Origin of the sequence: Sphingomonas sp. PP-CE-1G-424 (assembly GCF_004341085.1) — a bacterium.
Lineage (GTDB): Bacteria > Pseudomonadota > Alphaproteobacteria > Sphingomonadales > Sphingomonadaceae > Sphingomonas.
Genome location: NZ_SLXW01000001.1, coordinates 804,013 through 824,212 on the forward strand (window position 1 = coordinate 804,013; position 20,200 = coordinate 824,212).

The window sequence follows — 20,200 nt, forward strand, 5'->3', positions numbered from 1 at the left end:
TTCGTCTAGTTGGCGCGCGCGATCATACGACTCAAACACCACCCCGGCGGAGGCCGGGGCCCAATTGGAAAGGTCAGAGTGACGAAGCGTGTAGGGGAGTTAGCAACGTCCCCCAATTGGGCCCCGACCTCCGCCGGGGGGTGCATCGTTGCTAGTTCGCCCTTCTACCGCGCCAACGCTTTCGCGATCAGCTTCCGCGAGTTCGCCACGCCGTACAGCGCGATGAAGCTGCCCATCCTCGGGCCCTGCTCCGAGCCCAGCAGCGTCTCGTACAACGCCTTGAACCAGTCGCGCAGATTCTCGAACCCGCCGGTCTTGCCGATCTCATAGACGATGTTCTGGATATCCTCCGCGCTCGCCTCCGCGGGCAGCGCGGCGAGTTCCGCGTCCAACCGCTCCAGCGCCGCGACCTCGACGCCCTCGGGCGCACGCCGCTTCAACGTCGGCGCCACGAAATCGCGGCTATAGGCCAGCGCATAGCCGATCAGCCGATCGAGCTCGGGGTATTTGTCCGCCGACGCATCGGGCACATAGTTTGCGAGATAGCCCCAGACCTGCTCCTTGCTCGCATCACCCATCACGCCGACGAGATTGAGCAACAGTCCGAACGTCACCGGCAACTCGCCCATCGGTAGCTTGCCGTCGTGGATGTGATGGACCGGATTGCCGAGCTTCTGCTTCAGGTCCTGGCCGGCATAATTGCCGCGGAACTGCCAATAGTCGTCCACCGCGCGCGGAATCACGCCCATGTGCAACGACTTCGCCTTCTTCGGCTCGCGGTACGCATAGAACGCCAGCGATTCCTCGGGGCCATAGGTCAGCCACTGCTCCAGGCTCAGGCCATTACCCTTCGACTTCGAGATCTTCTCGCCATTCTCGTCGAGGAACATCTCGTAGTTGAAGCCTTCGGGCGGACGGCCGCCGAGCACGCGCGCGATCTTCGACGACTGGGTGACCGAATCGATCAGATCCTTGCCCGCCATCTCGTAATCGACGCCGAGCGCGACCCAGCGCATCGCCCAGTCGACCTTCCACTGGAGCTTGGCCTTACCGCCAAGCACGCTCTGCTCGATCCGCTGGCCCTCGTCTTCGAATGCGATCAGCCCGGCCTCGGCATCGATCACCTCGATCGGCACCTGAAGCACGATCCCGCTGGTCGGTGAGATCGGCAGCACCGGCGAATAGGTCGCGCGCCGCTCTGCCCGCAGAGTCGGGAGCATCACGTCCTGGATACCCTGGAAGTGGCGAAGCACGCCCTTCAGCGCCTCGTCGAAACGACCGCCAGTGTAATATTCGGTCGACGACGCGAACTCATAGTCGAAACCATAGCGGTCGAGGAATTCGCGCAGGATCGCGTTGTTATGCGCGGCAAAGCTCGAATGCGTGCCGAACGGATCGGGGATCTGCGTCAGCGGCTTGCCGAGATGCTCGCGCAGCATGTCGCCGTTGGGGACGTTGTCCGGGACTTTCCGGAGACCGTCCATGTCGTCCGAAAACGCGATTAGCCGCGTCGGCGTGTCGCTCAGCGCATGGAAGGCGTTGCGCACCATTGTCGTGCGCAACACCTCGTTGAACGTGCCGATATGCGGCAGGCCCGACGGTCCGTAGCCTGTCTCGAACAGCACCGGATCGCCCGACTTGCCGTTCGGATACCGCTTGAGGAGTTTGCGCGCCTCCTCGTACGGCCAGGCTTTGGACTGGAGGGCGGCGGTGCGGAGTTCGTCGGTCATGATACAGCGCGACTAGCGCGTGCATTCGTGTCCGTCACCCCCACCGCCGCATACCGATCAGCGGCAACGATCCTTTGCGGTGATCGTCCGGTCGACCGCGCGGCCACCGAGCGCACCCGCTGCACCGCCGGCCAGCGTGCCGAGCAGCCCGCCGCCGACCGCATTGCCGAGCACTGCGCCGCCGACGCCGCCTGCGACGAGGCCGGTCGTGCCGCTCGAATGGCGGCAACGCTTGGCGCGGTAACGACGGTCATGCCCGCGATATTCGCGCTTGGAGCGGGCTTCGGCCTTGCCCGTGGGGATTACGGCAGCCGCTGGAATTGCGAGCGAGAGCGCGCTCAGCGCCATGAGAAACTTCCGCATGATGATCGTCCCTGTTGATGTAGATGATGATGTAGATAAAGTTCGGTATCGATACAGGCGCAACGCATGCGCTTCATGTCGGTTGCGTAACAGGCCGGAGTCGACGGCCTTGTTTGCATTTGGATGATCGGCGGCGGCACTTTCTTGGCGACGACACCCTCAAATACGTTAGCTCACGGCACAAAAGGTTGCCCTTTCGTTCTCACTGCAGCAAGGTGGCGCGGTGCTTCGCTATCCCGCCCTCCACGCCAGCCACGCCGGCATCTGGATCGCGAACACGGAGGGCGCGCGTCCTATAGGGCGGGGCGAGGCGATCCGGATCGCGGCCGATACGCCGGTCATCATGCTCAACGCGCCGCTGGTCGGGCAGCGGCTCGGCTATCCCGATCTGTCGGGGCTCGACCTGCTCGAACTCTACGCCTTTCTTCGCCCGGCGCAGTTCGCGGTGCCGACGCCAAAGGGGATCGCGCGGGTCACCGGGCTCGACGTGCCGACCGAGGATGCGGAGGTCGCGCCGTTCCTCCTCCGCGCGGCGGAGGCGATGCTGGCGCTCACCGATAGCGAATGGCCCGAGCGCGAGGGCGCGTGGACCGCGGCGCAATCGCTGTTCCGCCTGCGCTGGCCCTGGGCGCCGGTCGTCGCCGAGCGGCTGAAGAAGCCGGCAGTCAACGAACGCTGGCTGTTCTCGTCGCTCCCCGAATGGGAGGAGCACGCACCGCGACCCGCTCCCCGCACCGTCACGATCGAGCCCGGCGATGCCGAGGCGCGCCTCGTCGACCTCACTGGCCACGGTGCCGAGGAGCGCCCCGGCCAACGCGCCTATGCCGGCGCCGCCACCGCTGCCTTCGCGCCGCGGGCAATGCGCGACACGCCCAACCTCGTCCTTGCCGAGGCAGGGACCGGAATCGGCAAGACCCTTGGCTATCTCGCGCCCGCCTCGCTCTGGGCGGAGAAGGCCGGCGGCGCGGTGTGGATTTCGACCTACACCAAGACGCTGCAACGCCAGCTCGGCCAGGAAACCGCGCGCCTGTATCCCGACGCCGCGATCCGGAAAGCCAAGGTCGTCACGCGCAAAGGCCGCGAGAATTACCTCTGCCTGCTGAACCTGGAGGACGCGCTGCAAGGCGGGTTCGCAGGGCGTGCGGCGATCCTCGCGCACCTCGTCGCGCGCTGGGCCGCGTATAGCGCGGACGGCGACATGGTCGGCGGCGACCTCCCCGGCTGGCTGCCCACCCTGTTCCGCCGCAACGGCTCGACCGCGCTGACCGACCGACGCGGCGAGTGCGTGTATGCGGGCTGCCCACACTATCGGAAATGCTTCATCGAACGCGCCGCCCGCGCCTCGTCCGACGCCGACATCGTCATCGCCAACCACGCGCTGGTGATGGTCAACGCGGCAAGGGGGCGCGAACTCGCGACCCGGCCGACGCGCTACGTGTTCGACGAGGGGCATCATATCTTCGACGCCGCCGATTCGATGTTCGCGACCGCGCTGACCGGTGCGGAGACAATCGAACTGCGCCGCTGGATCCTCGGCCCCGAATCGAGCGGTCGCGGGCGCCGACGAGGGCTCGCTGCGCGCCTGTCCGATCTCGCCAGCTATGACGAACAGGGCGCGCGGGCGATCAGCGATGCGGTCACCGCAGCGGGAGCGTTGGCGTCCGATGGCTGGCTGCAACGCCTGGGCGAAGGCGCGCCGTTCGGGCCGATCGAGACGCTGCTCGCCGCCGTCCGCGGGCTCACCTACGCGAGGGCCGAACAACCCGGCGACGCAGGGTACGGCCTGGAGACCGAACTCGCCGAACCCGACGCGACGCTGATCGAGGCCGCCGCGCCCGCCGCCGCCGCGCTCGACGCACTCGTCCGCCCGCTCGTAACGCTCGGTCGCCGGCTTGAAGCCGTGCTCGCCGAAGCCCCCGACTGGATGGACGCGCCCGCCCGAGCGCGAGTCGAGGGCGCGATCGCGTCGATCGGCTGGCGTGCGGAGACGGTGGCGTCGTGGCTGTCGCTGCTCGCGCGCGTCGGCGGGCCGGTCGACGGCGATTTCGTCGACTGGCTCGCGGTCGACCGGATCGAAGGCCGCGAGTTCGATATCGGGCTGCACCGCCACTGGCTCGACCCGACGCGGCCGTTCGCCGAGATCGTCCTGAAGCCCGCCCACGGCGCGCTCGTCACCTCGGCGACGCTCACCGGCGGCGGCGACTGGGAAGTCGCCGAAGCCCGCACCGGTGCGCCGCATTTGTTGCGCCCCGCCGCACGGTTCGAGGCGAAGAGCCCGTTCGATTATACCCGCCAAGCCGAAGTACTGATCGTCACCGACGTGAAGCGTGGTGACATCGGCGCGCTCGCCAACGCCTATGCGCAGCTGATCGTCGCCAGCCGCGGCGGCACGCTCGGGCTGTTCACCGCGATCCGGCGTCTGCGCGGTGTGCATGGCCGGATCGCCGATCGACTCGCGCGCGAAGGCCTGCCGCTCCACGCGCAGCACGTCGATCCGATCGACACCGGAACCTTGGTCGACATTTTCCGCGACGATCCGGGGGCGTCGTTGCTCGGCACCGATGCGCTGCGCGACGGCGTCGACGTGCCCGGCGAATCGCTGCGGCTAGTAGTAATGGAGGGCGTGCCCTGGGCGAAACCGTCCGTTCTGCACGCCGCGCGCAGGCTCGCGGGTGGCGGCTCGGCTTATGACGACCGGCTTGTTCGCGCGCGTCTGGCGCAGGCGTTTGGCAGGCTGATTCGCCGCGCGGACGATTCCGGCGTTTTCGTGATGCTGTCCGCGGCGATGCCGTCGCGGTTGCTCAGCGCGTTCCCGCCGGGGGTGCCGATTGCGCGCGTCACGCTCGAAGAAGCGGTAGCCCGAGTAGCAAGCCGGCTTTCCTCGCGGGCGGCGGTAGGGCATGAAAGCCGCGAACCCGCTTGAGGATTGCCATGAAGACGTTGACGCTGTTGCGCCACGCCAAGTCCGGCTGGGACGATCCGGTCGCGCGCGATTTCGACCGCCCGCTCAATGCCAAGGGCAAGCGTGCCGCGGCGATGGTCGGTCGGCACATGCGGTCGCTGGGGCTTGCGTTCGATCACGCCATCGCGTCGCCGGCGGTGCGGGTTTCGGAGACTTTGGAGCAGATCGAATTCGGCTATGGCAGGACGATTGCGCCGAACTTGGATCGACGGGTGTACCTGGCGTCGGCGGCGACGTTGCTCGACGTGGTCCACGGGTTTCCGGCCGAGGCGGAGAGTGCGCTACTAGTCGGGCATAATCCGGGGTTGGAGGACCTCGTCCTGATGTTGGTCGCGGATGGGACCGATCCGCTGCGCGATGCGGTGGAGGACAAGTATCCAACGGCGAGTATTGCAGAGCTTCAGTTCGAGGGGGAATGGGGGGATGTCGCGACCGGCACCGCCCGCCTGACCCGCTTCATCCGCCCCCGTGATCTCGATCCGACTTTAGGCCCCGACGCGGACTAAACCATTGTTTCCCCGCGAAGGCGGGGACCCAGACTGGGCTCCCGCCTTCGCGGGAGAACAAGAGGGGGCGGGAGCGCAACGCCAGACACGCGCCACTCGAGTAAGCCGCCACCCCGGCGGAGGCCGGGGTCCAGTTGGGGTACGTCGCTAACGAAGGCAATCGCTTCGTTATTCCCACCTTTCCAACTGGGCCCCGGCCTTCGCCGGGGTGGGTATTGGATAGGCTTGCCTTCACATCCGTCGCCGCCGCTTCAGCTCTTCTCCGCCATTCTCGCCTTGAGATCCGAGAACGCATTCGCCGGCCGGAACTCGTCCTCGCTGATCACCCCAGCCGCTGCCAGCGCCGCCGCCGCATTAGGCCCCCTTGGAAACGGATCGATCGCCAGCGCCAGCGTGTCCGCCGCCGCCTCGCCCAGGTCGATCGTGCCGCCCTCGATCGCAACCGTGTCGAGTGCATCGTCGGACAGTTCGACCTCGTCGCCCTCCGAAACCAACTGATCGACGAACAACAGCGCAACCGGCTCGTCGATCTTCGTATCGAGCGGCTCGTCGGTCACCGAACATGCCTGCACCGCAGCCCCGGTAACGCGCCCCTTAACGACGATACCGCTCTCAGTACGCTTGATCCCCAATCGCGCGTCGAGTCGCGTGATCGAGAGGAGTGCGAACCGCTTCGCCAGCGCCGCGCGCTCGTCCTCGGTCGCGGCGATCTCGACGGTCCGCTCGCGCTCGCCGATCGTGTCGAGGCGTTCGGGGCGGCTGAACTCGGACTTCACGGCAATTCTCCAGATAACAGATTCGGTAGTGGCATCGCCGCCAGTCCGGCATGAAACGCCATCACCGACTCGCGGACATGCCCCAGCGCGGCGGCGTCGGGCGTCACGCCCCGGTACAGGTTGCGCACCAGGGCGGGCGCTATATCGTTCGCTGCCAGCCCATCCCGGTAGGCACCGAGACGCCCGCCAAGCATGCTCATCATCTTGCCGATATGCTTGCCGACGATGATGTCGCCGATCCCGATTTCTCTCAGCTGCCCGTCCATGTCGTCGACGAATCGTTCGGCCAGACGTGCCGCGGGTTCGCCGCCAGCGGGCTCCGTCTCGAGCCGCAGCATGACGATCGCCAGCAACGTCGCGATCATGTCGAAGCGGCCGTCGACCGTGTCCGGCACCGCGCCCTCGACATACCAATGTTCCGCGCGCGCCCGACCGACCACCGCATTGTACAGCGGCAGCGCCTCGTCCGGCTTCTCGCCGAGCAGTCTTCCGAACCAGCCCAATCCGTCGTCCTTCAGGTCGCAACCGCGCTTCGGCTTGTTTGCCCGCGCAACCTCGCATATCGAGGCGATCGGCGGCCGATGCAAATGCGTTCGCTCGTGTTCCGCGTGACCCAGTCTCGGCTTAGTATGGCCCCGGGAGAGTATATGAGCGTCGTTTCCACCCGTATCGTCCAAGTCGCGGCCATCGGCCTCGTCGCGCTGGCGAGTGCGGGCTGCACCCAGTTGCGCTCGCACCAGGGCTATGTCGTCGACACCGACCTCGTCAACTCGGTCCAGCCGGGCGTCGACAACCGCCAGTCAGTGCTCGCGACGCTGGGCAAGCCGACGATCGCCGGCCAGTTCGACCAGGGCGACTGGTATTATCTCGCGCGCGACAGCCGCAACCTCGCCTTCCGCAATCCGCGCCCGAACGCGCAGATCACGCTCCAGATCAGCTTCGACCAGAAGGGCACCGTCACCGCGATCCGTCGCGGCGGGCTCGATCAGGTCGCTTCGATCAAGCCGTATGGCAAGAAGACGCCGACGCTGGGTCGCGAACGCGGGTTCTTCCAGGATCTGTTCGGCAACATCGGCACGGTCGGTGCTGCGGGTGCCGGCGGCGGTGGTGCGGGCAACGGCAGCAATACCGGTGGCGGCGGTCGCGACCGGCCGTAATTTCGGTGTGATTCGCGCGTCTTAAGGCCGGTTTGGCCGCGCCGCGTGCTACGCATCGGCGCGGCCGGCCCGATAACGGTTCGGCGCCGATCCCGAAAGGGGGGAAAGGGATCGGCTGGTTAACGCGCAAGGTGCGCGAAGGTTCTCCCATTCCCGCGCGCGGCAAACATTCGATTCGGATCAGGTTGAGACCGAAACGGATCGAACCTTCTATACCCTCCGCGGCGGGGGTGCGATGTGCGCGAGTCGTTGTGGATCGTCGACGCATTCGCGCATGAGACCTTGCTGTTTGCCGGAGTCGGATTGCTGCTCGGCGGCATCGACGACCTGCTGATCGACCTTGTCTATATCGTCAGGCGCATCCTCTATGGGCGCCGGCCGCGTCTGACGCTCGCCACACTGGAGCCGCCGCACACCGTCGGTCGGATCGCCGTGTTCGTCGCAGCATGGGACGAAGTGGCGGTGATCGGCGGCATGTTGTCGGCAGCGGTCGAGCGCTACGAGCATGACGACTATCGCATCTATGTCGGTCTCTATCCCAATGACCGGGCGACGATCGACGCCGCCGCGGCAGTAGCAGAGCGCGACCCGCGCATCCGCCTGGTCATCGGGCCGCGTGACGGCCCGACCACCAAGGCGGACTGCCTCAACACGCTTTGGAAGGCGCTGCGCCGCGACGATGCGCGAGACGACGCCAGAACCAAGGCGATCGTCCTCCACGACGCCGAGGACGTCGTGCATGCGCAGGAATTGCGCGTCTTCGACAGCCTGATCGACCGGTACGAGGTGGTGCAGCTGCCGGTCTTGCCGCTGGTCAACCACGGGTCGCGGCTCGTGTCCGGCCATTATGCCGACGAGTTCGCGGAATCGCATGCCAAGCAGATCATCGTCCGCACGGCGCTCGGTGCGGGGATGCCGCTGGCGGGGACGGGCTGCGCGATCGCGCCCGAGGTCCTGGCGATGATCGCCCAGGCGCGCGGCGGCGAGCCATTCGACGCGACCAGCCTGACCGAGGATTACGAGCTTGGCCTGCGCCTCGCCGAACTCGGGGCACGCGGCATTTTCGCGCGGGTGGCAACCGACGAGGCGGGCGGCGTGGTCGCGGTCCGTGCGTATTTCCCGGGGACGATCACCACCTCGGTACGGCAGAAGACCCGCTGGATGACGGGTATCGCGCTGGCCGGCTGGGATCGTACCGGATGGGCATCCCCCCGCGCGTTTGCCGATCACTGGATGCGGATGCGCGACCGCCGCGCGCCGCTCGCCGTCGTCGTCCTCGCGGTCGCCTATGTCTCGATTCCGGCATGGGCCACGGCGCTGTTGCTGCACTGGCAGATCGGTGCGGCCATGCCCTACCCCGCGCCGCACCCGATCGCCTTCGTCCTGCTCGTCGCCAACGCCGCGTTGCTGGTCTGGCGGCTCGCGATGCGGATGATCTTCACCGCACGAAGCTATGGCCTGCGCGAGGCCCTCTGGTCGCTGCCGCGCTTTCTGGTCGGCAATCTCGTCTCGCTGATCGCCGCACCGCGCGCGGTCATCGTCTATATCGGCATGCTGCGCGGCGCGGCGCCGGTCTGGGACAAGACTCGCCACGAGTTTCCTGCCGGGCCGGCCGACACCGATACGCTCCCGTCAAGTCCGCCGCAGTCCATCGCCGCCGCGGGATGACGGGCGGTCGTCCGCTGCGGTTCCTGGCGATGGCGCTGGGCGGGTGGACGATGATCAGGATCGCGTTCGTGTTGTCCGATGGCCGGGCGCTGCCCGTTGGTGGCGCCATCCCCGCGGTGATCAGGATTCTGGTTCCCGATGCCGTCGCCACGGTGTTGGCGCGGACGGAAGGACGGCCGCGCACGGTCGGCAGGCGTATCGCCGCGCCTATCGTCGCACCAATCTTCACGCCGAGCTTTCCCTTCCCCGCGCGCGCGCGGACATCCGGCACTCCCGAACGGACCGATCTCCGGTTTCCGGCGCCTCCGCCCTCGCCTCCCCCTGAGTGGAAACGGCAAATCGTCCCGCTACCGTCCCCGTTCGCACCACCAGCGCGCGTGCGCGACGCAAAACGATTGAACGGCAGCGCGTGGCTGCTCGTCCGCGGCGGCCCCGCAGGCACAGTGTCGGGCGGTCAGCTCGGCGCCTCGCAAGGCGGGGTGCGGTTGACCTACGCGCTGGGAGGACGCCGCCGGTTCGCGCTGGCCGCACGTCTTGCGGCGCCGCTGCAGGGCAAAGGCCGCGAAGCCGCGCTCGGCGTCGAATGGCGACCCACCACGCTGCCGATCCGCCTGATCGCCGAGCAGCGGTTCGTGCTGGACGGCGGTCGCGGCGGCCCGACCCTGGGGATCATAGCCGGCTACGGGCCCGCCGACATCGCCCCCGGCGTCCGCATCGAGGCTTACGGCCAGGCCGGCATCATAGCCCGCGATGGCGTCGAAAAGTTCGTCGACGCGTCCGCACGGATCACGCATCCGCTCGGCCATGTCGCGGGCGCCCGGATCGATATCGGGGTCGGGATATGGGGCAGCGCGCAACGCGGCACCGAACGCCTCGACATCGGCCCGTCGCTGGTCGTCGGCGTGCCGATCGCCGGCAAATCGCTGCGCCTCACGCTCGACTGGCGCGAACGCGTAGCCGGCGCCGCGCGTCCTGGTTCCGGCCCTGCCCTGTCGATCGGCAGCGACTTTTAAGACAGCCTAGCCCCGCCGCCGGGTTCCGGTGTAACGCGTGTTCGTGGACCTGTATCTCCCCGTCGCCAACCTGTCGGTCAACGCGCTCGTGATCATCCTGCTCGGAGGGGGAGTCGGGCTGTTGTCGGGCATGTTCGGGATCGGCGGCGGGTTCCTGACCACGCCGCTGCTGATCGTCTACGGCATTCCGCCGACCGTCGCCGCGGCGTCGTCGGCGAGCCAGGTGACCGGCGCCAGCGTCTCGGGCGTGTTCGCGCATTTCCGCCGCAAGGGCGTCGACACCAAGATGGGCGGCGTGCTCGTCGCGGGCGGTATCCTCGGTTCGTTCTTCGGCGCGTGGCTGTTCCGCCTGCTCCAGCAGAGCGGCCAGATCGATACGGTGATCGCGATCGTCTACGTCGTCATGCTCGGCTCGATCGGCGGCCTGATGGCGAAGGAATCGATCGGCACGATCGGTCGCGCGCGGACCGGCCGGCCGCCGAAAGCGCGCAAGCGGCGTCATCATCCGCTGGTCGCCGCACTGCCGCTCCGCACGCGCTTTTATGCGTCCGGCCTCTATATCTCGCCGCTCGCGCCGCTGCTGCTCGGCTTCTGTACGGGCATCCTGACGATCCTGCTCGGGATCGGCGGCGGCTTCATCCTGATCCCGGCGATGATCTATCTGCTCGGGATGGCGACATCGGTGGTGGTCGGCACCTCCTTGTTCCAGACGCTGTTCGTGACCGCGGTCGCGACGATGGTCCACGCAACGACGACCAAGGCGGTGGATATCGTGCTCGCCGGGCTGCTGCTGCTGGGTTCGGTGGTCGGTGCGCAGATCGGCGCGCGATTCGCGACCAAGTTCAAACCCGAATATCTCCGCCTCGCGCTCGCGGTGATGGTGTTGCTGGTCGGGGTCCGCATCCTGCTCGGCCTGGTCTGGCGGCCCGAGGAGATCTTCTCGGTCACGCTTTCGTGAGGGTTGGGACCCGAGCGCTGAAGCCCGCTTGGCTGGTCCTGCTCGCGCCGCTGATGATGGCGCAGGCCAAGCCCGTGCTTGTCCCAGACGTGTCGCAGCGCAATATCGAGATCGCCTACAGCTTCACCGGTGCCGAGCTGCTGCTGTTCGGCGCGATCCTGTATCCCGGCGGGCGCCTGCCGAGCGGCGAGCATCCGACCGATATCGTGGTGGTCGTAAAAGGCCCGACCCAGTCGATCCTGATGCGCGAAAAGGAGAAGGTCGCGGGCATCTGGGTCAACGCGTCGCGGCTGCGCTATCGCTCCGCCCCCAGTTTCTACGCGATCGCCTCGTCCAAGCCGATCGGTCGACTGGTCGACGACCGTACCCGGGCGATCTACGAACTCGGGCTCGACAGTCTGCAGTTGTCGCCCGCGTCCAGCGCGCCGACCGACACGCAGGACCGATTCCAGAAAGGGCTCGTCGACCTGAAGCGCCGCGCTGGCCTGTATTACGAGGCGCCGCGCGCGGTCGAAATCACCGACGACGTGCTGTATCGCGCGCGCGTGACGATCCCCGCCCGCGTGCCCGTCGGCCGCTTCACCGCCGAGACGTTCCTGATCCGCGACGGCCGCGTGCTGGCGGCGGCGGTGCGCGATATCGACATCCGCAAATCCGGCTTCGAACGATTCGTCGCGCGCGCCGCGGAGCGTTCGTCGGTCGTCTACGGACTGGTCGCGGTCGCGCTGTCGGTGTTCCTGGGCTGGGCGGCGGGGTGGATCGCGCGCAAACTGTAAGGAATTTCTCCATCCTCACCGGATATTTACGCCTTTGACGACATAGCGTCGGTGCGATGAGCGGGGTCCAGGAACAATGACGGAAATGCCGGGCTCGAACGCGTTTCACGATGCCTCACCTTTGGCCGGGCCTTTCGCCGGTACGCAACTGAACGACCTGTTGGCCGTCGTGCAGGCGACCGCCCCGATCGGCGTGGTCTACGCGATCGCCGGATCGAGCAGCCGGGTACTCCTGGATCGCGCGTCGATCGTCGCATTGTCCGACGACCCCGATCCCGTCGTTGCCGCCGCGGGCCAGGTCGGCAGCCAGATCAAAATGCGGATCGGGGCGTCGTGGCTGGTCGCCAACATCCGTTCGCTCAAGCTGGAAGATACCGCCGGCACCTGTATCGCCGCGGAGATCGACTATCTCGGCGAGGGCGACGAGGAGCGCCTGACGGGCAAGCTCTACACGTTCCGTCGCGGCGTCACCCGCTATCCGATGCCGGGATGCGAGGTGTTTCCGGTCACCAGCGCCGACCTCAAGCAGATCTATGCCGCCGGCGACCGCGCCAATATCGAGGTCGGCATGGTCTATCCGACCAAGGACATCCGTGCCGCGCTGTACGTCGATGCGATGCTCGGCAAGCATTTCGCGCTCGTCGGCTCGACCGGCACGGGCAAGTCGACCGGCGCCGCGCTGATCCTGCACCGGATCTGCGAACTGGCGCCACAAGGCCACGTCCTGATGATCGATCCGCACGGCGAATATGCCGCGGCGTTCAAGACCAACGGCGCGATCTACGACGTCACGAACCTGCAGATGCCGTATTGGCTGATGAATTTCGAGGAGCATTGCGAGGTCTTCCTGACCAGCAGCGGCTCCGCGCGGCAGTTCGACGCGGATATCCTCGCCAAATGCCTGCTGATGGCGAAGGCGAAGAGCCGGCTCGGCCAGGAGATCGCCAAGCTGACGGTCGATGCGCCGATCCCGTATCTGCTCAGCGACCTGACCAACATCATCAGCCTGGAAATGGGCAAGATGGACCGCGCCGGCGATACCGCGCCCTACCTGCGCCTCAAGACCAAGATCGACGAGATCAAGGCCGATCCGCGCTATGGCTTCATGTTCTCGGGGATGCTGGTCGCCGATACGATGGCCGCGTTCCTCGGCCGGATCTTCCGGCTGCCCGGCGACGGCAAGCCGATCTCGATCATCGACGTCTCGGGCGTACCTTCCGACATCACCGCCGTGGTGGTCGCGGTGCTGGCGCGGATGACGTTCGATTTCGCGATCTGGTCGCGTAACGAACCGCAACGCCCGGTCCTGCTGGTGTGCGAGGAGGCGCATCGCTACATCCCCGCCGGCCAGGACACCAACACAGCGGTCGGTCGGATCCTCGGTCGGATCGCGAAGGAAGGCCGCAAATACGGCGTGTCGCTGGGCCTCGTCACGCAGCGCCCCTCCGATCTCGCCGAAGGGGTGCTGTCGCAGTGCGGCACGATCATCGCGATGCGGCTCAACAACGACCGCGATCAGGCGTTCGTCCGCGCCGCCATGCCCGAAGGTGCGCGCGGGTTCCTCGATTCGATTCCCGCACTGCGCAACCGCGAATGCATCATCTGCGGCGAAGGCGTGACGATCCCGATCCGCGTCTCGTTCGACGATCTCGAGGACGCCAAGCGCCCCGCCTCGGGCGACCCGCTGTTCTCCGAACTCTGGCGCGACGTCGGCGGCGAAGAGCAGATCATCGCCCGCACGATCCAGCGCTGGCGTGCGCAGGGGAAATAGCGACGTCTCGTTAGGGACCTATGGCTTTGAAAACCGGACGGGGCGACTTCGGGTATCGAGGTCGAACACGCCCGATTAATCCCCGTGGGATGCAGAACTTATGCGTTTTGCATCGCTAACGACTGGACCTACCGGTTTGCAGAAAGTTCGCTTCAACTCGGTGACGAACGTCCTTTACGAGAACGTCGCTCTCCAATGAAGGACGCAATCAATAGCAAAGCACCGCCTGCGGCGCCCAAGCTCCAAATCAACCAATGCATCCTGTCCGAATGCCAAAAAAGAGGCATTACCGCGAGAGGCACCACCAACGGAGCCAACCGGCGCATCCACGTGCAACGCGGCGTTGTCGCTTGCAACATGGTTCAAGTGTTCCTCACTGCAGAAACCCCTAACAAAGCGCCATGCCGGGATCGTCTCACGAGGCATGAAAGGCTGCAAGTGGACATTTGCCGACCGCGCTGCTTTTGCCGCGGCGCTGATGCAAAACTTGTGACTTTCGCATCAAGTGCATCAGGAACGTACGCTATCCGCCGACCCGCACAGCCAGCAACCGCGCGACTTTAGCGCTGAACGCACGCAGCTTGCCACCAGACAGTTGCGCGACGCTGGCGAACGAGACCGTCCGCGGGTTGATCGCGGCGCCGTTCTTCCACACTTCCCAGTGGAGATGCGGGCCGGTCGATATGCCCGTGGAGCCGACATAGCCGATTACCTGGCCCGCGCGGACGCGCGTCCCCGACGTCACCGCGATCCGACTCATGTGACCGTAGCCGCTCGCCATCCCGCCGCCGTGGACCAGCTTGACGAAATTGCCGTAGCCGCCGGTGCGCCCTGCGAACGTGACGATGCCGTCGGTCATCGCGTGGATCGGCGAGCCGTAGGGCGCACCGATATCGAGGCCCTTGTGCATCCGCGTGAAGCCTAGCAGCGGATGCATGCGCAGGCCAAAATTCGAGGTGATGTGACCCAGCACCGGCATGCCCGACACGGCGCGACGCTCGGTCTGGCCGTTCGCGTCGAACCAGCCACCGCGGCTCGACTCGTCGTCGGCATCGACGGTCGCGGCGTCGGGAGCGAACCGCACGAGCTGCACTTTGTGGCGGCCCTGATCGAGACCGGCGAACAGAAGGTCGCCGATCCTGGTTTCGCCGGTTGCGGCACGCTGCCGCTCGACGATCACGTCGAAGCTGTCCGCGGCATCGACATCGCGCCCGATCGACAGTCGGGTCGAGATCGCCTTGATATAGGACTCGACTGCCTTGGCCGGGATGCCGGCCGCGCGCGCGGAGCGGTACAGGCTTGAGCCGACCAGCCCCTGGATCCGCAACGGGGTGGAGTCGATCGCGATCGGTTTGCGGTCGACCGTCAGCCCGCCCGCACCGCGCACGAGCGACAGCGCCAGATCGAACCGCGCGCGGAAATCGAGCTTTTCCAGCGGCCGCGCGACGGTGCGATCCGGCCGCCGCCCGAGCGTCAGCGCGATCCGCGTGCCCGCCGGGATCGCCTTCGGATCGACGGATTGCGCCACCAGCGCCGCGGCGGCTTCGGCATCGTTGCGACCGACGCCCGCGCGGATCAGCGCCCGGTCGAAGCTGTCCCCGTCGCCGAGCGTCGCGGAGAGGTCGATACTCGGCCGCTCGGGCACGTCGGCGAGCGGCGCGACGAGGTCGTTCGCTGCCATCCGCCGCCCGGTCGTCGCGCCCTGCGCCAAGGACGCGATGCCCTGAGCGCGCGTTTCCTCCCACTCCGCACCGGCAAGTGGCGACGGCACGGCACCGACGAGCGGCTTGAACCCCGGCGACAGCAGCCAGGTCGCGGCACACAGCGCGGTGCAGGTCGCGAACCCGCGCCACCAGTCGAGACTTCCGATCCCCGCGCCCAGATCGGGCACCCAGTCGATCCGCATCGCTTGGTCGCGCAACAGCGCACGCGTCGGCTGGAGCAGCGGCGCAGGCGCACGACCAAACCCCTGGCCCGGTGCCGCGCCCGCCAATTCGAAGCCCTGATCGTTACGAAGATACACGCAGGCCCGCCCCGATGGTGCCGGTCCCCCCGGCGTCAGGCGGTCGTTGTGGTCGCAACCTGCTAAAGTCAAATTAACCGGTGTGTGCGCATCGCCAGGATCGCGGCGAGATGTGCGGTCTTGGCGCCGGATCGTTAATACCGAGGAAACTCTGCGCAGGTCATTGCGCACGCAGACTTTACCCCCGATGTTGCTGGGATGAACGACGGCGCGAACGACGGGATCACGGCGGTTCTCGGCCCGACCAACACCGGCAAGACGCACCTCGCGATCGAGCGGATGTGCGCGCATTCAAGCGGCATGATCGGCTTTCCTCTGCGATTGCTGGCGCGCGAGGTCTATGACCGCGTGGTGGCGATCAAGGGCGCGAACCGGGTCGCGCTGGTCACCGGCGAAGAGAAGATCGTGCCGCCCGATGCGCGCTGGTTCCTGTGTACCGCCGAGTCGATGCCCGATCGCGACGTCGCTTTCGTCGGGTTGGACGAAGCGCAATTGGGGGCGGATCCCGAACGCGGGCATGTGTTTACCGATCGCCTGATGCGCGCGCGCGGGCGTGAGGAGACGATGATCCTCGGCTCCGAAGCGCTGCGGCCGATGATCAAGAAGCTCGTCCCCAGCGCGGAGATCGTCAACCGGCCGCGCTTCTCGACGCTGACCTATGCGGGCGCGAAGAAGATCAGCCGGCTGCCGAAGCGCTCGGCGATCGTCGCGTTCTCGGCGGAGGAGGTCTACGCGGTTGCGGAGATGCTGCGGCGTCTGCGCGGTGGTGCCGCGGTCGTGATGGGCGCACTTAGCCCGCGCACCCGCAACGCGCAGGTGGCGATGTTCCAGGCGGGCGAGGTCGATTATCTGGTCGCGACGGATGCGATCGGGATGGGGCTGAACATGGACGTCGCGCACGTCGCGTTCGCCAGCCTCAACAAGTTCGACGGCAAGCGCCAGCGTCGCCTGACGGTGGCCGAGATGGCGCAGATCGCGGGGCGTGCGGGGCGGCACCAGCGGGACGGCACGTTCGGGGCGCTGTCCGACGACGGCCCCGGCGCGTTCCTCCCCGAGGAAGTGCTGGCGATCGAGGAGCACCGGTTTCCGCGGCTCGAGAACCTGTATTGGCGGCAGGGCGAGCCTGATTTTTCCAGCATCGACGCGCTGGTCGCGAGCCTGGAAGCGCGCCCGCCCGCCGGCGTGCTGCGTGCTGCGCCTCAGGCATTGGACCTTGGGGTGTTGAAGCGGTTGGCCGAGGAGGGCTGGGTCCGCGAACGCGCACGGCATCCGGCGATGGTTGCGCGATTATGGGCAGCATGCGGCGTTCCCGATTTCCGCAAAGTCGGGCTCGATCCGCATGCGCGTTTCGTATCGCGGGTGTTCGGGCATCTGAGCGAGGGGCGCGGGCATATCCCGCACCAGTGGTTTGCGGACGAGATCGCGCGGCTCGATACCGTGGCGGGCGACGTGCCGATGATCGCCGGGCGGATCGCCGCGACTCGGATCTGGGCGTATATCGCGCAGCGCGCCGACTGGCTGGCCGAGCCGACGCTGTGGGCGGCGCGCACGGCGGCGCTCGAAGAGCGCCTGTCGGATGCGCTCCACGCGAGTCTCACGCAGCGGTTCGTCGACAAGCGCACAACCGCGTTGATGCGTCAGATCGGCGCGGATGCGGGCGCGCTACCTGTGGTGATCGGCCCGGAGGGCGAGGTGATGGTCGAGGATCATCCGATCGGTCGACTCGACGGTTTCCGGTTCACCGTCGCCGCGGATGCGCGGGCCAGCGACAAACGGTTGCTTCTCGCGGCGGCGGAAAAGCGTCTCACCGGCGAGCGGTCGCGGCGCGGACAGTCGCTGGTCGATGCGCCGGACGCCGATATCGCGCTCGACGATGCGGCGCAGATCGTCTGGGCGGGGCATCCGGTCGCCAAATTAAGCGCGGGGCCGTCGTTCGCGCGGCCGAAGCTGATCCTCGATCGCTCGCTCGACTGCCTCGACAAGCCCGCGCGCGATCGGATCGAGGCGCGGCTGTCGCTGTGGCTTGCGGGAATGCTGAAGCGGCGGATCGCGGTGCTAGTCCACCTCGCCGAATTGAGCCGCGATCCGAACGCGACGCCCGCGTTGCGCGCGGTCGCCAGCGCGATCGAGGAGGCCGGCGGGATCCTGCCGCGGTTACCGATGCGGCTGGCGCTCGACGCGATCGATCCCGAGGAGCGCAAGCGGTTGCGCAAGATCGGGATTACGGTCGGTGCGCTCGATCTGTTCGATGCGCGGTTGCTCAAGCCCGAATCGGCGCGGTGGCGACGTATCCTCGCGGCGGCGCGCGGCGTGACGATCGCGCCCCCACGCGAGGGCGCTACCGTGCTGGCGCGTGGCAGCGAGGGTGCTGTCCTCGAGGCGGGGTTCCGTCCGCTTGGGCTCCAGGCGGTCCGGATCGACTTGATCGAACGCATCGCCCGTGCCGCGCACGACTCGCGGCAGGGTCGCACGCCGTTTGCGCCCGATCCGGCGCTGGCGACTTCGATCGGCGTCGATGCAGCGTCGATGCAGCGGTTGATGGCCGAACTCGGGTTCAAGGCGCTGGCGGGGGACACGCCGCGCTGGGTCTGGCGCGGTCGTCCGCCTGCTCGCCCCGCGGCGCCGACGCCAATCGATCCGTCGCGGCAGAATGCGTTTGCCGGGCTGGCTGCACTGGTGCGCCATGGTTGAAGGCACGATGCGGATCGATCGGTTCCTGTGGTTCGTGCGGCTCGCGAAAACGCGCAGCGCCGCGCAGGCGATCGCCGAGAAGGGGCATCTGCGCATCGACGGCCGCCCGATCGATCGCGCGCATTGCCCGGTGCGGATCGGGAATGTGCTGACGTTTGCGGTGGCCGATCAGGTTCGGGTGATCCGGGTGGAGGCGCTGCCCGCGCGGCGGGGGCCGGCGCCCGAAGCGCAAGGATGCTATCAGGATTTGATCGCGGGGAGGACGCCGGCCGGTACCGTCCGCGATCCGGCTTCCGAGTGAACTAGCCGTATCGACACCCGCGATCATTAAATCGAACGACGCCGTAACCTCCGTCATCCTGACGAAAGTCAGGACCCAGGATACCAAGGGCAGCGCCTCGTTGCTCTGGGTCCTGACTTTCGTCAGGATGACGCAGAAGGGCTTAAGCAGTGTGGGATCGGAACGACAAAGCCTGATAACGTCTCGCAGAAGGCTTGCTATGATTGACGCGAGGGGCAGGCGCGCATAGTCGCTGGCGCGTTCGTCGCCGGAAAGGAATCCGGCCCAGGAGTTCTGCAATGACCTACGTCGTCACCGATGCCTGCATCCGCTGCAAGTACATGGACTGCGTGGAAGTGTGCCCGGTCGACTGCTTCTACGAAGGCGAGAACATGCTGGTGATCAATCCCAGCGAATGCATCGATTGCGGCGTGTGCGAGCCCGAATGCCCCGCCGAGGCGATCCTGCCCGACACCGAGAGCGGGCTTGAGCAGTGGCTCGAGCTGAACACGACCTTCTCGGCGCAATGGCCCAACGTCACGCGTAACGACAACCAGACGCCGCCGGACGCCGACGCGATGAAGGGCGTCGAGGGCAAGTTCGACAAGTATTTCTCGCCCGAGCCCGGCGCAGGCGACTGATAAGAGGCGGCGAATCCCGAAAAGGGCAAGCCGCCTGCCACGTTCGGCTGGTAATTTTGTTGCAAAGCTGCTAGAAGAGTCCGCGACGGGCGCGATGATTCACGTCATCCGCCTGACGTGTAGACCTATCCCTCCCCCGATGCAGCAGCGACGAGTCCTTCGTCGAGGCGTCGCGGCGAGGCTTGATCCGGAAAGGCCCCAAATGGCTGCCAAGGCACTGTCCTTCGATGTCGGTGATTTCGTCGTTTATCCCAAGCACGGGGTCGGCCGTGTGATCGAGCTCCAGCGCTCGGAAATCGCCGGCATGACACTGGAACTCTACGTCCTCCGGTTCGAGAAGGAGCGCATGACGCTCCGCGTACCGACCAACAAGGCCGAAAGCGTCGGCATGCGCAAGCTGTCGTCCGACAAGACGATGCGCGAGGCGATGGACACGCTCAAGGGCAAGCCCAAGGTCAAGCGCACCATGTGGTCGCGCCGTGCGCAGGAATATGAGGCGAAGATCAATTCGGGCGACCTCGTGTCGATCGCCGAAGTGGTCCGCGATCTGTTCCGTGCCGACGACCAGCCCGAGCAGAGCTATTCCGAGCGCCAGATCTTCGAAGGCGCGACCAGCCGCCTCGCACGCGAACTGGCTGCGATGGAAGAGCTCGACGAGCCCAAGGCGCAGGAGAAGATTCTCGACATCCTCCGCGCCGCGGCTGCGATCTACAACAAGGACAAGGTGCCGGCATAACGCCTTCGCACTCGATCCGAACGCGAAAGGGCGGTCCTGCGGGGCCGCCCTTTTTCGTTCTACCCCCCTTTTTTCAACGACGGCAGGCAGTACCGCGAACGCGCGTCAGACAAGTTTCCCATTGCGCCGTCCCCCATCAGGTGTATTGC

The 20,200-nt window shown here is 66.8% G+C and carries 17 protein-coding genes; 12 read left to right on the top strand and 5 right to left on the bottom strand.

Translation table 11 applies throughout. The features are described from left to right. Nucleotides 1-164: 164 nt before the first annotated feature. Together C8J43_RS03640 and C8J43_RS03645 are read right to left on the bottom strand one after the other, a co-directional pair. The gene (locus C8J43_RS03640) at nt 165-1,730 is read right to left on the bottom strand and encodes a lysine--tRNA ligase (RefSeq protein WP_133029747.1); all 1,566 of its coding nucleotides are present in this window, start codon (nt 1,728-1,730) and stop codon (nt 165-167) included. Nucleotides 1,731-1,787: 57 nt separating this feature from the next. Then, complete coding sequence (locus tag C8J43_RS03645) at nt 1,788-2,093, bottom strand: hypothetical protein (protein WP_056053958.1); 306 nt, start codon at nt 2,091-2,093, stop codon at nt 1,788-1,790. Between the two features lie 223 nt (nt 2,094-2,316). Between C8J43_RS03645 and C8J43_RS03650 the strand changes: the two genes are divergently transcribed. After that, on the top strand, nt 2,317-5,016 hold the full coding sequence (locus C8J43_RS03650; protein WP_133029748.1) for an ATP-dependent DNA helicase: 2,700 nt from the start codon (nt 2,317-2,319) through the stop codon (nt 5,014-5,016). An 8-nt stretch (nt 5,017-5,024) separates the two neighbouring features. Next, complete coding sequence (locus C8J43_RS03655) at nt 5,025-5,561, top strand: histidine phosphatase family protein (RefSeq protein ID WP_133029749.1); 537 nt, start codon at nt 5,025-5,027, stop codon at nt 5,559-5,561. Between the two features lie 251 nt (nt 5,562-5,812). On the opposite strand, the gene C8J43_RS03660 is transcribed toward C8J43_RS03655, so the two are convergent. Both C8J43_RS03660 and C8J43_RS03665 read right to left on the bottom strand, forming a co-directional pair. Then, complete coding sequence (locus C8J43_RS03660) at nt 5,813-6,337, bottom strand: DUF177 domain-containing protein (protein ID WP_133029750.1); 525 nt, start codon at nt 6,335-6,337, stop codon at nt 5,813-5,815. Beyond that, nucleotides 6,334-6,840, bottom strand: coding sequence for a ubiquinol-cytochrome C chaperone family protein (locus tag C8J43_RS03665; protein ID WP_243645389.1), 507 nt, complete (start codon nt 6,838-6,840; stop codon nt 6,334-6,336). Before C8J43_RS03665 ends, C8J43_RS03660 begins: the two co-directional genes overlap by 4 nt. Nucleotides 6,841-6,984: 144 nt before the next feature. Between C8J43_RS03665 and bamE the strand changes: the two genes are divergently transcribed. The 6 genes from bamE (at nt 6,985) to C8J43_RS03695 (ending at nt 13,680) form a co-directional block, all read left to right on the top strand. Beyond that, nucleotides 6,985-7,494 (top strand): outer membrane protein assembly factor BamE, encoded by a 510-nt coding sequence (gene bamE, locus C8J43_RS03670; protein WP_121885801.1) that lies wholly within the window; start codon nt 6,985-6,987, stop codon nt 7,492-7,494. A 237-nt stretch (nt 7,495-7,731) separates the two neighbouring features. Then, nucleotides 7,732-9,162, top strand: coding sequence for a glycosyl transferase family protein (locus C8J43_RS03675; RefSeq protein WP_207893315.1), 1,431 nt, complete (start codon nt 7,732-7,734; stop codon nt 9,160-9,162). After that, nucleotides 9,159-10,175, top strand: a complete 1,017-nt coding sequence (locus tag C8J43_RS03680) for a hypothetical protein (protein ID WP_133029751.1) — start codon at nt 9,159-9,161, stop codon at nt 10,173-10,175. Before C8J43_RS03675 ends, C8J43_RS03680 begins: the two co-directional genes overlap by 4 nt. Nucleotides 10,176-10,218: 43 nt before the next feature. Continuing rightward, on the top strand, nt 10,219-11,133 hold the full coding sequence (locus C8J43_RS03685; protein WP_133029752.1) for a sulfite exporter TauE/SafE family protein: 915 nt from the start codon (nt 10,219-10,221) through the stop codon (nt 11,131-11,133). A 56-nt stretch (nt 11,134-11,189) separates the two neighbouring features. Next, nucleotides 11,190-11,909, top strand: a complete 720-nt coding sequence (locus C8J43_RS03690) for a TIGR02186 family protein (RefSeq protein WP_056054789.1) — start codon at nt 11,190-11,192, stop codon at nt 11,907-11,909. 76 nt (nt 11,910-11,985) lie between these two features. Beyond that, entirely contained in the window at nt 11,986-13,680 is a 1,695-nt protein-coding gene (locus tag C8J43_RS03695; RefSeq protein WP_133029753.1) for a DUF87 domain-containing protein, read from the top strand. A gap of 523 nt (nt 13,681-14,203) precedes the next feature. On the opposite strand, the gene C8J43_RS03700 is transcribed toward C8J43_RS03695, so the two are convergent. Next, entirely contained in the window at nt 14,204-15,703 is a 1,500-nt protein-coding gene (locus C8J43_RS03700) for a M23 family metallopeptidase (RefSeq protein WP_243645390.1), read from the bottom strand. 198 nt (nt 15,704-15,901) lie between these two features. On the opposite strand from C8J43_RS03700, the gene C8J43_RS03705 reads away from it, so the two are divergent. From C8J43_RS03705 to C8J43_RS03720, 4 genes are all read left to right on the top strand, one after another. Then, nucleotides 15,902-18,394 carry a helicase-related protein gene (locus tag C8J43_RS03705; protein ID WP_133029755.1) on the top strand — a complete coding sequence of 831 codons (2,493 nt, stop codon included), beginning with the start codon at nt 15,902-15,904 and terminating at the stop codon, nt 18,392-18,394. Continuing rightward, nucleotides 18,387-18,695, top strand: coding sequence for an RNA-binding S4 domain-containing protein (locus C8J43_RS03710; protein WP_243645391.1), 309 nt, complete (start codon nt 18,387-18,389; stop codon nt 18,693-18,695). Before C8J43_RS03705 ends, C8J43_RS03710 begins: the two co-directional genes overlap by 8 nt. A gap of 278 nt (nt 18,696-18,973) precedes the next feature. Next, complete coding sequence (gene fdxA, locus C8J43_RS03715; protein WP_031393648.1) at nt 18,974-19,315, top strand: ferredoxin FdxA; 342 nt, start codon at nt 18,974-18,976, stop codon at nt 19,313-19,315. A 202-nt stretch (nt 19,316-19,517) separates the two neighbouring features. Then, nucleotides 19,518-20,051 (top strand): CarD family transcriptional regulator, encoded by a 534-nt coding sequence (locus C8J43_RS03720; protein WP_056053923.1) that lies wholly within the window; start codon nt 19,518-19,520, stop codon nt 20,049-20,051. Nucleotides 20,052-20,200 lie beyond the last annotated feature (149 nt).

Coding starts and splice junctions, on each gene's coding strand:
- C8J43_RS03640 (WP_133029747.1), bottom strand. CDS start 1,730: ATGACCGACGAACTCCGCACCGCCGCCCTCCAGTCCAAAGCCTGGCCG.
- C8J43_RS03645 (WP_056053958.1), bottom strand. CDS start 2,093: ATGCGGAAGTTTCTCATGGCGCTGAGCGCGCTCTCGCTCGCAATTCCA.
- C8J43_RS03655 (WP_133029749.1), top strand. CDS start 5,025: ATGAAGACGTTGACGCTGTTGCGCCACGCCAAGTCCGGCTGGGACGAT.
- bamE (WP_121885801.1), top strand. CDS start 6,985: ATGAGCGTCGTTTCCACCCGTATCGTCCAAGTCGCGGCCATCGGCCTC.
- C8J43_RS03680 (WP_133029751.1), top strand. CDS start 9,159: ATGACGGGCGGTCGTCCGCTGCGGTTCCTGGCGATGGCGCTGGGCGGG.
- C8J43_RS03690 (WP_056054789.1), top strand. CDS start 11,190: ATGGCGCAGGCCAAGCCCGTGCTTGTCCCAGACGTGTCGCAGCGCAAT.
- C8J43_RS03695 (WP_133029753.1), top strand. CDS start 11,986: ATGACGGAAATGCCGGGCTCGAACGCGTTTCACGATGCCTCACCTTTG.
- C8J43_RS03705 (WP_133029755.1), top strand. CDS start 15,902: ATGAACGACGGCGCGAACGACGGGATCACGGCGGTTCTCGGCCCGACC.
- C8J43_RS03710 (WP_243645391.1), top strand. CDS start 18,387: ATGGTTGAAGGCACGATGCGGATCGATCGGTTCCTGTGGTTCGTGCGG.
- fdxA (WP_031393648.1), top strand. CDS start 18,974: ATGACCTACGTCGTCACCGATGCCTGCATCCGCTGCAAGTACATGGAC.
- C8J43_RS03720 (WP_056053923.1), top strand. CDS start 19,518: ATGGCTGCCAAGGCACTGTCCTTCGATGTCGGTGATTTCGTCGTTTAT.